Raw genomic sequence first — 12,895 nt, 5'->3', positions numbered from 1 at the left:
CCACCCCCAGGGGCGGCCTTCAAGGTGATGTGATCATCCCCCTTGAAGCTGCCGGCGCAGATCAGCGAGGGTGAACGCATCCAGGCCGTAGCCCCGCAGGGTGGTTTCCAGAGCCACCAGCCGCTGCTCCGCCGGCAAGTGGGCCACCTCTTGCCACACCGTGCTGCCAATGGGGCCGATCAGGCGCAGCAGCAACTGCTCCCCATCGACGGCCGCAGGCGCCTCCTGCTCGGGGGTGGTGGGCTGAATGGCTTCCACCACGACAGGAACCGACTCAGCCACCGCCTCTGAAACCTGCTGCAACAACAACTCCACAGCGGCCTCAGGAACGCTGGCCTGGAGCAATAACTCGCGCAAGCGCCGAGGATCAGCAGCCGCAGCCCGCTCCATCTCCGCCGTCCAGATCAGATCAGCGATCGGACCAATCGCAAGGCGCAGCGCCGGCATATAGCCCAGGTCAGGCCCCGCCGGTTGAGCAGGGGACGGCACGGAGGCCTGCGGGAGCTCAGGCTCGACCGCAACCGCCGGCTCCGGCTGCACCTGCGCGGTGCGGCAGGCCTCCTCCACGTCAGCGCGCGACAAGCCAGCCGCCACCAACCGCTCCTGCAGCGCAGGCACCTGCACGGCCGCAATCACGCTGGGCTGGCTGTCGAGCAGCAACTCCACCATCGGGCCGTAGGTGCTCACCAGCTGCTGATGCAGCACGGGCTTGCTGAGTGCACCAAGGCCGGGCGCCGGGCTCCCCAGCGCAGGGAGGGAGCTGGCCAACGGAGCGGTGGGCGGCTGATCGAGCAGCCGCAGGGCATCGGCCGCTTGCTGCACACGCCGGGCCGGCAGGTCTTCCAGCAGGGGTGCCAGCCAACCGGCCACCTCCGCCTCTACCCCCTGTAGTGACCAACAGCCCTGGGCTTCGTCGTAGAGGCTGGCGGGATCTTGACCGGTGTAGAGGCTCAAGGCCGACACCCCCAAGGCGTAAAGGTCGGCGGCTGGTGTCAGCCGGCCGAAGCGAGCACGCTCCGGCGCTGAGAAAAACGGACGCCCCGCCTCCGAGACACCCGTGAACCCTGCGGAGCGTTGATCGGATCCCGTATCCAGGCGGGCCTTCAGCAACGAGAAATCCACCAGAAAGAGGGGGCCCTCCTCCTGAGGGGGGATCAGGTTGGCGGGATGCAAATCGCCATGCACCAGGCCGGCAGCATGAACCTGCTCGAGCACGTGCAGCACTTGCCGCAGCAACTCTGCCAACCGCTGCTTACGACGCAGCAAATCCAGCGATCCCTGGAGGGATGGGCCAGGAATGTATTCCTGAATGAAGCAGAACATCCCTGAGCGGGCATAGCCATCCAGCACTCGCGGGATACGGGGATGGCGCAGCCGATCCAGACAGGCAGCCTCCACCTGCAGGGCCTCCACCAACGTGGGTCCCGCAGGGATCAGCTTCATCACCGCCTGGCGCTCCCGTTGCCGCTCCTGGAGCAGCAGGGTCTGCTGAGCGGAAGAGCGTCCCAACGGGCGCACCAGCTCAAACGGCGTATGCGCCAGCAGCATCTCCAGTTGCACCGCCTCAGTCGCATGGCCCTGGGCAAAGTCGAGCAACTGCTCCTGGCCCAGGCAATAGGCCTGCATCGGCTCCGGTAACCCCTTGAGCTCCACCTCACCCATGGGCTGCGCCAGGCGACGGAAACGGGGATCGATCAGGTCGTAGGTGGAGCGGACAAACGCCACACCATTGGCAGGGCTCACGGTCTGCAGACGCGAGGCCAGATGCACCCCCTGCCCGAGGATGTCGTCACCATCGGCGTAAATCTCGCCGGTATGCAGACCAAAGCGATGGGCCAGTGATTGACGCCCCCTCGCTGACAGGTTTTGCACGCAGGACTGAATAAACTCCAGCGCCTGTGTGGGGCCATCGAACGTGGCCAGCAGGCCATCACCCAGCGATTTCACCAAGGACCCGCCATGGCGCTGCAGCTCATCACGAATCAACGCCAGATCTTCTTTGATGCGCTGAATGGCAATCAGCTCATCGGCAAAGATCTTCACGGAGGAATCGACCACATCGCTGAACACGATGGCCTTGAGCTGGCGTTCACGCCCGGCCATCAATTCGCTCCCTCAGCATTGAGTTGCTGTTTACGACCGTAGACGGCATAAGGCTGCCCTTTCAACGGCAATGACCAGCTCTCCACGTTGGTGACCACCGTGCGTAGCCGTTGCAAACGCTGCGCTTCCGGCAACACTCCAGCCACATAACCCAGGCCGGGAGGGAGCTGGGCAGCACTCTGATCCAGCAGCTTAAGAAACGGTTGGTGGTCAGCTGCCACCAGGGGCTGACTGAGCACCAGCGCACCCACAGGGATCAGATTTGGATCATCAACGATCACCCGAACATCGACGCCGGGATCAGGCAGCGAAGCATCCCAAGCGATCACATCCAGCCTGCCGGCCTGCAATTGATCGAGCAACTCTTGGTAACTGAGGGCATAGTGCACCGACTGCAGACGCAACCCGTGCAGGTTGTAAAGGGGCAGATAAAAACCCGTGAGCGAACCCCGCGGCAACAGGCCTAACCGGGCGCCGTTCAATTGCGCGAGCGTACGCCGATCACTACCGGACGACACCAACAACTGCGAGCGTGACTGACTGCGCTGCCCGAGCGGGCGCAGCAGACTGTAATCACGGTTGCCTGTCCCCTCCATCGCCAACGCGGCCAGACCCGGCGGCAGGAATGCCAGATCCCATTCGCCGGCCCCGAGCCGTTGCCGTGCCTGCTCCGGGCTGGCTACCGGCTCCAGAGACACCTCACAACGACTGGCGATGGTGAGCAGATCGCGCAGCCGGGAGATATCGGGGTCAAGCAACACGGATTGCCCCGCCGATCCACGACCTTCTTCAGCACCCACATAACCCACCCGTAGTTGACCAGTCGGGCCGCACAGGCTCACCTGCGCAGAAGGTCGCTGCCCACAGCCCATCAAGATCGACAGCATCGACGCAACGGCCAGCAGCGGCCGCCGCACCCCCAACCCAGCAACGCTCATGGACGCCCTTGCCGGTCTTTGAGCATCTGCATCGAGATGGCCAAGCTCTGCTTCATGCGCTCAAAGCTGCGGGCCAGCAGACCGATCTCATCGCTGCGGCTGCGCTCATCAAACGACACGGTGGCCGGGGTGACGCTGGCCTCCTCCGCCTTACGGCTGATCTCACGCATCGGGCGCAAGATCAATTGATTCAGCACGCTGTTGGTGATCAGCCCTACGGCCACAAACGCGATCACAAACAGCAAGGCTGTGGTGAACAGCGAACGGTCTTTCGCCGCAAACACAGCTTTCTGAGGCACCGTGACAATCTGAGCGCCCACGATCTCATTGAGCTTCCAGCCAAAGCCGCTGCTATCGCCGTAGGTGAGCAGTTGACTGGCGGGCGCCCGATTCGGAGTGGAGTGACAAACCAGGCAACTCTCTTTGGTGATCTTGATCGGCCGCGCCACAAAGTGCATCGGGCCAAGCGGTGTGCTCTTCTCCCCCGCCAGCGTGGTCAGCGATGGTTCATTGCGAAAGCGCTCGATCACCCCTGTTTCAAAGCTATCGGCCTTATCGCGCAAGTTTGTGGGATTGAGCGCCGCTTCGCGATAGGAATAGTCCCTGTACTCGGGCTTGGCCTTCAGATACGAGAAGACCGTCTGAGCGGAATAGCTGGGTACAGACTCAGGACGAAACGCACCCGGCCCCTCGTTCAGCGGCGCAACAATGGGGTTAACGTCTTTACTGGTGTATTCCCGAACGGCCAACATCGCATCCATGAAGAAGCTGGAGCGCTGATCAATCAGGCTGCGTGCCTGGAGGCCAAAGAGCTGATTTAACAGCAGCACAGCCACCAGAATCGACACCGAGAAAATGGCCGACAACGTGATGGCCAACTGCTTGCGGAGCGGCCGCTGTCCGGAGCCGACCATCCAGCTCTGAAGCACCGGAAACTTCATGTGGCAGCCACAGTTCGCCCCCACAAGGTAAGGGGCGCGCTGCAAAAGCAACAGCCCCCGATGCGACCGCACACAAGCGGGCTGAACTCAGTTCTCGAAGCGCATGCTCAGATCCAACCAGCGGCTGCGGGTAACAGGCGCGCTGGTGGAAATCAGATCAATGCCCGTGGCTGCATAGGCCCGTAGCTGCTCGGGCTGAACGCCGGAAGCCTCAAGGATCACCGACCGACCGGCCGCCAACCGGCGTAGCACTGGCACCAGGGCAGCCAAAGCCTCCGGAGTGAACTCATCCAGCAGCACCCCATCAGCCCCCGCCTCGACCGCCTCATGGGCCTGCTGCTCCGTTTCCGCCTCCACGATCACCCGCGCGGGCCAAGGGGCTGAGGCCTGCACCGCCGCCACGGCCTGGCGCACACCACCGGCCCAGGCCAGGTGGTTTTCCTTGAGCATGGCGGCATCATCGAGGCCCATGCGGTGGTTCACCCCGCCGCCGCAACGCACCGCGTATTTCTCCAACACCCGCAGCCCTGGGGTGGTTTTGCGGGTGTCCGCCAGGTGCACCCCCGTGTGGAGCAGTTCCGCCGCCAGGACTGCGGTGGCCGTGGCAATGCCCGACAACCGCATGGCCAGATTGAGTGCCGTGCGCTCCACGCCCACCAACGCCGCCGCCGAACCCTCCAGCTCGAGCAAGCGCTGGCCCAATAGCACCGGCGCCCCCTCCTCCACCAGCAACCGCACCTGCCCGTTGGGATCCAGCTCCTTCAGCAAGGGCTGGAGCAGCACACCTCCGCAGAAGCGCCCTTGAGCCTTGGCGATCCAGTGGGCGCGGCCCTGACATCCCTGCAACGCGGCAGCACTGAGATCGCCGCGGCCGAGATCTTCCATCAGCCAGGCCTGGAGCTGGGCGCGCAGCTGTGGGGTGAGAGCCAGAGACAAGGCCATCAGAGCCAGTGGGTGCCCGCGAACTCCAGGGAGTCCACCGAAGGCCAGGCCCCCCAGCCAAACAGGATGCGATTGAACCGATCCAGCAGAGCGGGCGCTTCCTGCATGGCCTGCCGTGCAGCCCATTCCGCCTCGTTCACCTCGGCCTCTGGCAGATCCAGGGCCTCCAGCAAGCGCCGATAGGCACCGCGCTCAGCGTTGTTAATGGGGCTGGTGTCGCCAGGGTCTTGGCTGCTGCACGCCATCTCGAAGGCGAGCTTCGCCAGAGCCAGGCGCTGATCGTGACCGCTCAACTGCGCCACCAGCTGATCGAGATCATCGGAGTTTTGCGCCACCAGCGCCGCCACAGCCTCGTAGGGATCAACACTCGGTAGAAGGCGTGAGGCCAGGCGACTCAATAGCTCGCGCTCCTCCTCCGCAAACACTCCATCCACACAAGCCACCCAACACACCAACCGCAATTGCGCCTGCTGCGAGGGGCTCAGGCCGGCCAACGGATCAGCCATCAAAGAAGCGGCGACGTGGCCTCATTGTGTGCCGGCAATGGACCTCCATCACTTACCAATGCAGAAGCGGGAGAACACCCGCTCCAACACCGCCTCGCTCACCTCCTCGCCGGTGATCTCCCCCAGGGCGCGCACCGCTGCGCGCAGATCGATGGTCCAGAAATCCCAGGGCAGCTGTTGCTGCGCTGCCTCCAGGCTGGCGGCCAGGCTCGCTGCAGCTGCAGCTGCCAGATCTTGCTGACGGCGGTTCAGCGCCAACTGCACCCCCTGAGGATCGCTATGGCCGCAGCGCCTGAGCAGCTGCTGCACCAGCGTGTCTTGCCCAGCACCGGTGAGGGCACTGATGCACACATCCGCCACCACATCGCGATCGCGATCGCCCGAGGCGAGCTGATCGGCTTTGTTGCCCACCAGCAGGAGGGGCACGCCAGGAGGCACCAACGCACGCAGGGCTTCATCCTCACGGCACCAGCCGGCGCTGAGATCAAACAGCAGCAACACCGCATCGGCGGCCTGCAAGGCAGCACGGCTGCGTTCAATGCCGATCTGCTCCACGCGGTCAGTGGTGGTGCGGATACCGGCGGTATCGAGCAGGGTGAGGGGCACCCCTTCAAGCACCAGCTCGCTCTCCACCAGATCGCGGGTGGTGCCGGGCAGGTCGGTCACGATCGCGCGCTCTCGGCGGCTGAGCCGATTGAGCAGGCTGGATTTACCCACATTGGGCCGGCCCACGATGGCAACCCGCAGACCCTCACGCAGCAGCTGGCCGCGCTCGGCATCCGCCACCAAGTGCTCGAGCTCCGTTCGCACCCCAATCAGCGCATGCGCCACAGCCGCGCCATCGAGGGGCGGCAGATCGTCTTCGAAATCCACCCGCGCCTCCAGCTCCGCCAGCTGATCGAGCAAGCGCTCACGCAGGGCGCCGATGCGCACCTGCAAACCGCCATCGAGGCCGGCCATCGCTAGCTGTGCGGCTCGGCGGCTGCGGGCCGTCACCAACTCGCTGATCGCCTCAGCGCGGGTGAGATCGAGGCGGCCATTCAAAAAGGCCCGCTGGCTGAATTCGCCAGGGAGGGCGCGCCGTGCACCGCTGGCCAGCACCAGGGCAAGCACTCGCTGCACGCTGATCAAGCCGCCATGGCAATGAAACTCAACCACCGTTTCGCGGGTGAAGCTGCGCGGCGCGCGCATCAACAGCAGCAGCGCCTCATCCACCCGCTCGCCGCTGGCGGGATCACACACGTAGCCATAGAGCACCCGATGGCTCTCCCAGGGCTGTTCTCCCGGTGCTGAAAACAGCCGTTGGCCAATCGCTTCTGCCTCTGGGCCCGACACCCGCACAATCGCCACGCTGCCCTCGCCGGGGGCGATGGCCGTGGCCACAGCAGCGATGGTGTCGTCCGGCAAGGCAAGAGGCAGGCGATGCCTCCAGTGTCTCCCGGCGCTGCGCGGCTCAGGGTTGCGGGAATCCCGGGCAAACCATCAGATCGATGTGGCCCCCGCTGGGATGGCGCCACTCGCGGAACTCTTCCGCAAGGGCCCGGTGGGCCTGGGTCTGCTCCTCGTGCTCCAGGGAGATCAATCGCTGATGCACCAGATCGAGGGTGTCGTCGATCAGTTGAGCGGCCTGTTCAGAGGTCATGGCATCGGCTGCAGCGTGGCACCGTCGTAGGCGCAGCAACAGGGTGGAGCTGTAGTGCACGCCACCGGGCCTGGCTTGTGTGGGGGGATCAGAACGCTGCCGGCAGCAACAAGAGGAACGCCGACGAGCTCATGGGCGGCAACCGCTGGCCAGGAACACCCCGACAAAGGCCCAGGATTGAGGGTCATCCACCAAGGCATCCGCCGCCGCGAGCGTGCTGGCAGCGGCATCGAGCTCGTCACCGGCTAGCAACAGGCGTTTGAAGCCGAGGGTGATATCGAGGAACGCACGCATGCCGAGCTGGCGGGAGCTGACGGTTTCCACGTGCACCTCGACATCGCTGAAGTCCGCCGCCTCGAGCAGCCGGCCCAGCTCGCGGCCAATGTTGCGATTACCCCCTTGGCGGGCCTGGGCCTGGGCGGCAGCCTTGGTGAAGGCACGGAAGCCCTTGGGTTCGGGCACCAAGGTCAGCCAGGCATCATCGATGTCCATGATGCAGAGCTTGCCGCCGGGCTTGAGCAGGGCGCGTACCGCCTGCAAGGCCCGCAGTGGATCCTCCAGGTGCTGAAAGAGCAGCCGGGCGTAGATGAAATCGAAGCGACCGGGCTCCAGCGGCGGGGCGTAGACATCGCCCTGCACAAAGGTGATCCGCTCCAGGCCGGCGGCGGCGGCTTCCTGGCGCGCGGCAGCCAAGAGGTCACCATTGAGGTCCATCGCCGTCACCCGGCTGGCGGAATGGGTCTCGGCGATCAGGCGGCTGATCACACCCGGACCGCAGGCCAGATCCAGCACGTCCTGTCCATCCTGCAAGCCCATCTGCAGCAGCAGGCTGCGCTCAAGCTCCGCGGAGCGGCGGGCCTGCAGCTGCAGACGGTCCAGCTCTCCGCTGGCGGTGCCGAGGGCGTTGAAGTCGTAGGAACCGGCAGAGGAGGCAGCAGCCATCGGGAGCGCGGGGTTCAGGTGGATTGGCTCAGCTGCCAGAGGCGATCGGTGGTCTGCGCCAACCGCTCCGCCAGCACCATCGAGAGGTTACGGAGCAGCAACGCCGCTGCATCCGGTTGATGTCGAATGGAACGATTCAGAAAGGGCTGGGTGAGCACTAGCACCTGCATCGGCGTCACAGCGATCACATCAGCGCTGCGTTGCGCCCGGCCAAGGAAGCCCATCTCCCCGAACACGGCGCCCCGCTCCAGCAGCGCCAGGGAAAGCCGATGGCCGTCCTGCTGACGCCACACTTCAGCGACCCCCTCAAGCACCACGAACAGCTCCTGTTGCGGCTCCCCCTCGCCCACCAAGCGATCACCGGGCTCGCAGCTGAGCACGGTGCCGGTCTTGAGCAGGGCGCGCGCCTGTTCGTCGCTTAGCCCTCGGAACAGCGGGATCTCCTGAACACCCTCACGCAGGGCATTCCCCACGACTGCCCAGAAGTCGTCGGGCTCCACCAGGCGGTGATTGAGGCCGCGGTAGCTCTCGCCGATCGAGGCCATCCAGCCGGCATCACCCCAGCGGTCTTCACCCTGGCGACTGGCCGGGTGGCGGAGCAGCGGAGAACGGCTATGGCGCAGATGCTCGCGGTCGTGCAGAGCCAGCAGCATCGGCACCTGATAGCCCACCCCCACCAGATCAAGACCGGGGCAGAAGCGGCGGTAGCCCAGCTGCTCATAGAGCTCCACCAGGCCTGGCTTGGCGTGGCACAGATCCACGCGGATTCCGGCCTCAGCGGCATCGCCATAGCAGCGGTTGAACAGCATCCCAAGCGCCGCACCGCCGCGCCAGGCGGGCAGGAGCATCAGGCGCGAGGTGTAGGAGATCGCCTCCGGCGGGAAACGCTCGAGCAGCGACGCAATTGGCAGAGGCTCCAATTCCCTAAGCGGATCGCTTAGATCGCTGAGGCGATTGAGGCGCAACGTGCCCACCAGGCCACCGGCCTCGTTGTGAACGGCATAGAGCCGGGCGCTGGGATCAAGACCATCGCGGATCCAGCGGCGCTGGTGATCGGCCGCCGGAGGCGATTTGCCCATCTCCTCCACATAAATGGCGTAGCGGATTGCATAGATCGCCTCCCGTTGCTCGGGGGAATCAACCAGCAGCACCTGGAGGTTCATGGCCTGCGTTGCACCAACGCCAAAGACGTGTCGACCTGCGCTTCATTCCATGTGATGCCCCGCAGCGGCTCGGCCAGGGCCGCACTGATCGAGCTCGCGAGCAACAACGGAAGCACCAGCTGCGGATCTCCCTGCAGGGTGAACACGAACAGGGCACAAAACAAAGGGGTGCGATTGGCAGCCGCAAACAAAGCGGTGGCACCAATGGCCGCCAGCTGGGCCTGGGCCTCAGGCGGCAGGAATCGCAGCGGTGCCGCGAGCAGCGACCCAAGGCTCATGCTGTCGTGCATCAGGCCCCCGGGCGACCCCGCCGCAATGCTCAGCAACGAGGCCAGATAGCGCCAGAGCAGCGTGGCGACCGTGCCGCCCGGCTCACCCTGCAGCTCAGCCGCCAGCGACAGGGAACCGTCGTTAAGGCTGAGGCCGCCACTGAGCAACGCCAGCAGGGTGAGCACGCCTGCAACCGCCACCGCAGCCGGCAGGTGCTGCGCCCGCAGACACCGGCCCAGCCAACCGGCCAGGGGAATCAGGAGGCGTACAAACAGAGCACCGAGCAGCGCACCCAGCACGGTGACCAGCAGCGCCCATCCCCAGAGATGCCCAGGCAATACCCCAAGCTCCAGGCCTGCGAGGCGAGCCGGCTGGCCGAGGCGGGAGGCCACCAGCGCACCACTGCCGGCCACCAAAAGGGTGGGCAGCACCAGCGGCAGCCCTTTCTCGCGGCTGAGCTCCTCAATGGCGTAGGTCACCCCCAGGAGGGGTGAGCGGAACGCAGCCCCGAGGCCGGCACCGGCACCGATGGCGGTGAACAGCGGCAGAGGCATACCCGCCCAGGCGTGATGGCTAGGCCAACGGCGACGCATCGCCAGAAAGAACGCAGCCCCGAGGCTGGCGGAAGGCGACTCGACGCCCACACTCATGCCCGCAAGGTGAGTGAGCACCATCAGGGGGAGGCGGATGAGCTGCGTGCGCAGGCTGAGACGCTCCTGCATCGCCGCGTCCGGCGCACCTTGCTGCATCGCCAGAGCGGGGGTGAGCCCGCCTCCGCGACCAGCGGCCAACGGCCCCCAGGCCAGCCAGAGCAACAGCAGGCCCCCCACGAACACCAGCGCCGCCCCGTGCCAGGGCACTCCAGACTCATCCAGCCAGAGACGGCGTTGCAATGCAAAGCCCAGTTGCGACAGCCACTGATACGGCCGCTCCAGCAAGCCGAGTAGCAGGCCCAGGCCAAGCCAGGTGAGCAGCGCCGCGAGGGCGTTGCGGGAGACGCTCACGAGCCGATGCCGGTACGCGCGATGTCGAGCACGTCTGCCATCGAACGGATCTGATCGAGGGTGTCGCGCAACTGGTGGGCGCTCTGCAGCTCCACGCGCAGGTCGATCCGCGCTGGCTTGCCGGGGTTGGTGCGCACGCGCGCATCACTCACATTGATGCGGTGATCCGAAAGGCGCGTGAGGATGTCTTTGAGCACGCCCACACGATCGAGCACCTCGATGCGCAGCTGCACGGGGTAGCGGCGACGCAGTGCTTCGGCGGCGACAGGGTTCCACTGCACCGGCAAACGCCGCTCCACCGGCACGGCGCCGAGGTTGGGGCAGTCCTGCCTGTGGATCGTGATGCCGTGATTTCCGAGGGCCACGGTTCCCACGATTGCTTCGCCGGGCAGAGGGCTGCAACACCCCCCCATTCGATATTCCAACCCTTCAAGACCCAGGATCGGGCTGGTCTCGCCGTGGGGGGAGAGCGCGTGCTGAACCGGGGCCTGCACCTTGCGGGCCACCTCTTCGTTGGTGAGCTCCGGCTCGCTCTCGGCGCTGACCAGCCGCAGCTCCTCACGCAAACGGTTGAGCACTTGGTGCAGGGTGACACCACCAAAACCAAGGGCCGCGAGCAGATCCTCGGTGGCCACCAGATTGCAGCGGCGCGCCACCTTGGCCATGGCTTCACCGTTGAGCAAGACGTCAAAGCCATCGCGGCCCAGCTCGCGTTCGAGCATCGAGGTGCCACGAAGGATGTTCTCATCTCGGTGGCTCTTCTTGTACCACTGGCGAATGCGATTGCGGGCTGTGGGTGTGGCCACAAAGTTGAGCCAATCGAGGCTGGGGTGCGCCGACTTCGCGGTCATCACCTGCACAAAGTCGCCGTTCCGCAGCGGAGTGGCGAGCGGGCAAAGGCGATCATTAATGCGAACTCCCTGGCAGCAATTACCCACCTCGGAGTGAATGCGGTAGGCAAAATCAACAGCCGTGGAGCCTTTGCGCAGGCCCACCACATCGCCCTTGGGGGTGAACACGAACACCTCTTCATCGAAGAGGTCTTCCTTGATCGAACGCAAAAAGTCGTTGCTGTCGTCGCCAACACCATCCTTTTGCCAATCCACCAGCTGACGCAGCCAGTTGAAGCGCTCAGCATCTGCCCCGAGAGCCGCAGGCGAACCGCCCTCTTTGTATTTCCAGTGGGCGGCGATGCCGAATTCAGCCACGCGGTGCATTTCCGCGGTGCGGATCTGCACCTCGATCGGCCGATGCCGACCGATCACAGCTGTATGCAGTGATTGATAGCCATTGGGCTTGGGCAGACCGATGTAGTCCTTGAAGCGACCAGGGATGGGGCGGAAGGTGTCATGCACCACCGCCAGAGCCCGGTAGCAACTTTCGAGATTGGGGCAGATGATCCGCAGGGCGGCCACGTCGTAGATCTCGTGGAACGCCTTCTGCTGGCGCTCCATCTTGTTCCAGATGCCGTAAAGGTGCTTTGGCCTACCGCTCACATCACAGTCGGAGAGTCCAACCGAAGCGAGCCTGTCGCGCAGCAACTGCACAGTGACACCCAAGCGCTCCTCGCGGTCGCTGCGCTTGCTCGCCACCTGCTGCTGCACGTCGCGGAAGGCCTCGGGCTCGAGGATCTTGAAGGCCAGGTCCTCGAGTTCCCACTTGAAGCGACCAATGCCGAGACGATTGGCCAGCGGGCCGTAGATCTCGCGCGTTTCGCGGGCGATGCGCTGCTGCTTCTCGGGCTTCAGCGCCCCGAGCGTGCGCATGTTGTGCAGCCGGTCGGCCAGCTTCACCAGCACCACACGGATATCGCTGGCCATGGCCAGAAACATGCGGCGCAGATTTTCGGCCTGGGCCTCGGTTTTGTTGGTGAAGTGAATGCCGCCGAGCTTGGTCACGCCCTCCACCAAACCGCGCACCTCAAGGCCGAAGTGCTGTTCGATCTCCTCGGGTGTGACGTCGGTGTCTTCGACAACGTCGTGCAGGAAGCCCGCCGCAATCACGCCGGCACTGGCACCGATATCGCGCAGTAGGTCGGCCACTGCCACCGGATGGCAGATGTAGGGCTCGCCGCTGGCACGCACCTGACCGTCGTGCAACTGAAAGGCGAAATGGAAGGCCGAAGCGAGCAGGCCTTCAGCGTCGGTGGGGCAACTGTCACCGGCACCGGGGGGCACGTGCTCAATGCAGCGGCATAACCACTCGGGCAACTGGATGCCGTAATCGGCTGGCCCATGGATCTCGCGCAGACCCAGCTCTCGAGCCAGTGCCGCACCAGCTGTCACAGTCTGCTCAGGAGCAGCTGCCTTCGCTGTGCCGGTCACCGCCTGGAGCATGACGCTCTGCCGTTCAGACCATCGTATGCAGCAGCTGAAACAAACCGACCCCACGTGCGGGTTTGCAGGCGAAACCACTGGCAAGGTGATCACTGACTAGCAGTGCCT

The 12,895-nt window shown here is 65.0% G+C and carries 11 protein-coding genes; all 11 read right to left on the bottom strand.

Features of this window, described 5'->3' with window-relative positions; genetic code table 11:
• Positions 1-33: 33 nt before the first annotated feature.
• The 11 genes from KJJ24_RS13040 to KJJ24_RS12990 all read right to left on the bottom strand — a co-directional run bounded on the left by KJJ24_RS13040 (position 34) and on the right by KJJ24_RS12990 (position 12,787).
• Positions 34-2,103, bottom strand: coding sequence for a protein kinase (locus KJJ24_RS13040; protein WP_214339356.1), 2,070 nt, complete (start codon positions 2,101-2,103; stop codon positions 34-36).
• Entirely contained in the window at positions 2,103-3,041 is a 939-nt protein-coding gene (locus KJJ24_RS13035) for a PhnD/SsuA/transferrin family substrate-binding protein (RefSeq protein ID WP_214339355.1), read from the bottom strand. Before KJJ24_RS13035 ends, KJJ24_RS13040 begins: the two co-directional genes overlap by 1 nt.
• Positions 3,038-3,982, bottom strand: coding sequence for a DUF3365 domain-containing protein (locus tag KJJ24_RS13030; protein WP_214339354.1), 945 nt, complete (start codon positions 3,980-3,982; stop codon positions 3,038-3,040). The genes KJJ24_RS13035 and KJJ24_RS13030 overlap by 4 nt, the downstream gene beginning before the upstream one ends.
• A gap of 87 nt (positions 3,983-4,069) precedes the next feature.
• Positions 4,070-4,924 carry a carboxylating nicotinate-nucleotide diphosphorylase gene (nadC, locus tag KJJ24_RS13025; protein WP_214339353.1) on the bottom strand — a complete coding sequence of 285 codons (855 nt, stop codon included), beginning with the start codon at positions 4,922-4,924 and terminating at the stop codon, positions 4,070-4,072.
• A complete protein-coding gene (locus KJJ24_RS13020) occupies positions 4,924-5,430 on the bottom strand; it encodes a hypothetical protein (RefSeq protein ID WP_214339352.1) in 507 nt (168 codons plus the stop codon). The genes nadC and KJJ24_RS13020 overlap by 1 nt, the downstream gene beginning before the upstream one ends.
• A 48-nt stretch (positions 5,431-5,478) precedes the next feature.
• Positions 5,479-6,837 (bottom strand): tRNA uridine-5-carboxymethylaminomethyl(34) synthesis GTPase MnmE, encoded by a 1,359-nt coding sequence (gene mnmE, locus KJJ24_RS13015; protein WP_214339350.1) that lies wholly within the window; start codon positions 6,835-6,837, stop codon positions 5,479-5,481.
• Positions 6,838-6,883: 46 nt separating this feature from the next.
• Complete coding sequence (locus KJJ24_RS13010; RefSeq protein ID WP_214339348.1) at positions 6,884-7,072, bottom strand: hypothetical protein; 189 nt, start codon at positions 7,070-7,072, stop codon at positions 6,884-6,886.
• Positions 7,073-7,201: 129 nt separating this feature from the next.
• Positions 7,202-8,014 carry a class I SAM-dependent methyltransferase gene (locus KJJ24_RS13005; protein WP_214339346.1) on the bottom strand — a complete coding sequence of 271 codons (813 nt, stop codon included), beginning with the start codon at positions 8,012-8,014 and terminating at the stop codon, positions 7,202-7,204.
• Positions 8,015-8,028: 14 nt separating this feature from the next.
• Positions 8,029-9,177 carry a cyclic nucleotide-binding domain-containing protein gene (locus KJJ24_RS13000; RefSeq protein ID WP_214339344.1) on the bottom strand — a complete coding sequence of 383 codons (1,149 nt, stop codon included), beginning with the start codon at positions 9,175-9,177 and terminating at the stop codon, positions 8,029-8,031.
• The gene (locus tag KJJ24_RS12995) at positions 9,174-10,451 is read right to left on the bottom strand and encodes a chloride channel protein (protein WP_214339342.1); all 1,278 of its coding nucleotides are present in this window, start codon (positions 10,449-10,451) and stop codon (positions 9,174-9,176) included. Before KJJ24_RS12995 ends, KJJ24_RS13000 begins: the two co-directional genes overlap by 4 nt.
• On the bottom strand, positions 10,448-12,787 hold the full coding sequence (locus tag KJJ24_RS12990; protein WP_214339340.1) for a bifunctional (p)ppGpp synthetase/guanosine-3',5'-bis(diphosphate) 3'-pyrophosphohydrolase: 2,340 nt from the start codon (positions 12,785-12,787) through the stop codon (positions 10,448-10,450). Before KJJ24_RS12990 ends, KJJ24_RS12995 begins: the two co-directional genes overlap by 4 nt.
• Between the last annotated feature and the right edge of the window lie 108 nt (positions 12,788-12,895).

The organism is Synechococcus sp. LA31 (assembly GCF_018502385.1).
Taxonomy (GTDB): domain Bacteria; phylum Cyanobacteriota; class Cyanobacteriia; order PCC-6307; family Cyanobiaceae; genus Vulcanococcus.
The sequence above is the reverse complement of the archived record's forward strand: the minus strand, read 5'-3'. Positions and strand labels throughout refer to the sequence as shown.

What these genes read in the sequence shown, in the direction of transcription:
- KJJ24_RS12990 (WP_214339340.1), bottom strand. Translation starts at nt 12,787, where the DNA reads ATGCTCCAGGCGGTGACCGGCACAGCGAAGGCAGCTGCTCCTGAGCAG.
- KJJ24_RS13035 (WP_214339355.1), bottom strand. Translation starts at nt 3,041, where the DNA reads ATGAGCGTTGCTGGGTTGGGGGTGCGGCGGCCGCTGCTGGCCGTTGCG.
- KJJ24_RS13010 (WP_214339348.1), bottom strand. Translation starts at nt 7,072, where the DNA reads ATGACCTCTGAACAGGCCGCTCAACTGATCGACGACACCCTCGATCTG.
- nadC (WP_214339353.1), bottom strand. Translation starts at nt 4,924, where the DNA reads ATGGCCTTGTCTCTGGCTCTCACCCCACAGCTGCGCGCCCAGCTCCAG.
- KJJ24_RS13020 (WP_214339352.1), bottom strand. Translation starts at nt 5,430, where the DNA reads ATGGCTGATCCGTTGGCCGGCCTGAGCCCCTCGCAGCAGGCGCAATTG.
- KJJ24_RS13005 (WP_214339346.1), bottom strand. Translation starts at nt 8,014, where the DNA reads ATGGCTGCTGCCTCCTCTGCCGGTTCCTACGACTTCAACGCCCTCGGC.
- KJJ24_RS13040 (WP_214339356.1), bottom strand. Translation starts at nt 2,103, where the DNA reads ATGGCCGGGCGTGAACGCCAGCTCAAGGCCATCGTGTTCAGCGATGTG.
- KJJ24_RS13000 (WP_214339344.1), bottom strand. Translation starts at nt 9,177, where the DNA reads ATGAACCTCCAGGTGCTGCTGGTTGATTCCCCCGAGCAACGGGAGGCG.
- KJJ24_RS13030 (WP_214339354.1), bottom strand. Translation starts at nt 3,982, where the DNA reads ATGAAGTTTCCGGTGCTTCAGAGCTGGATGGTCGGCTCCGGACAGCGG.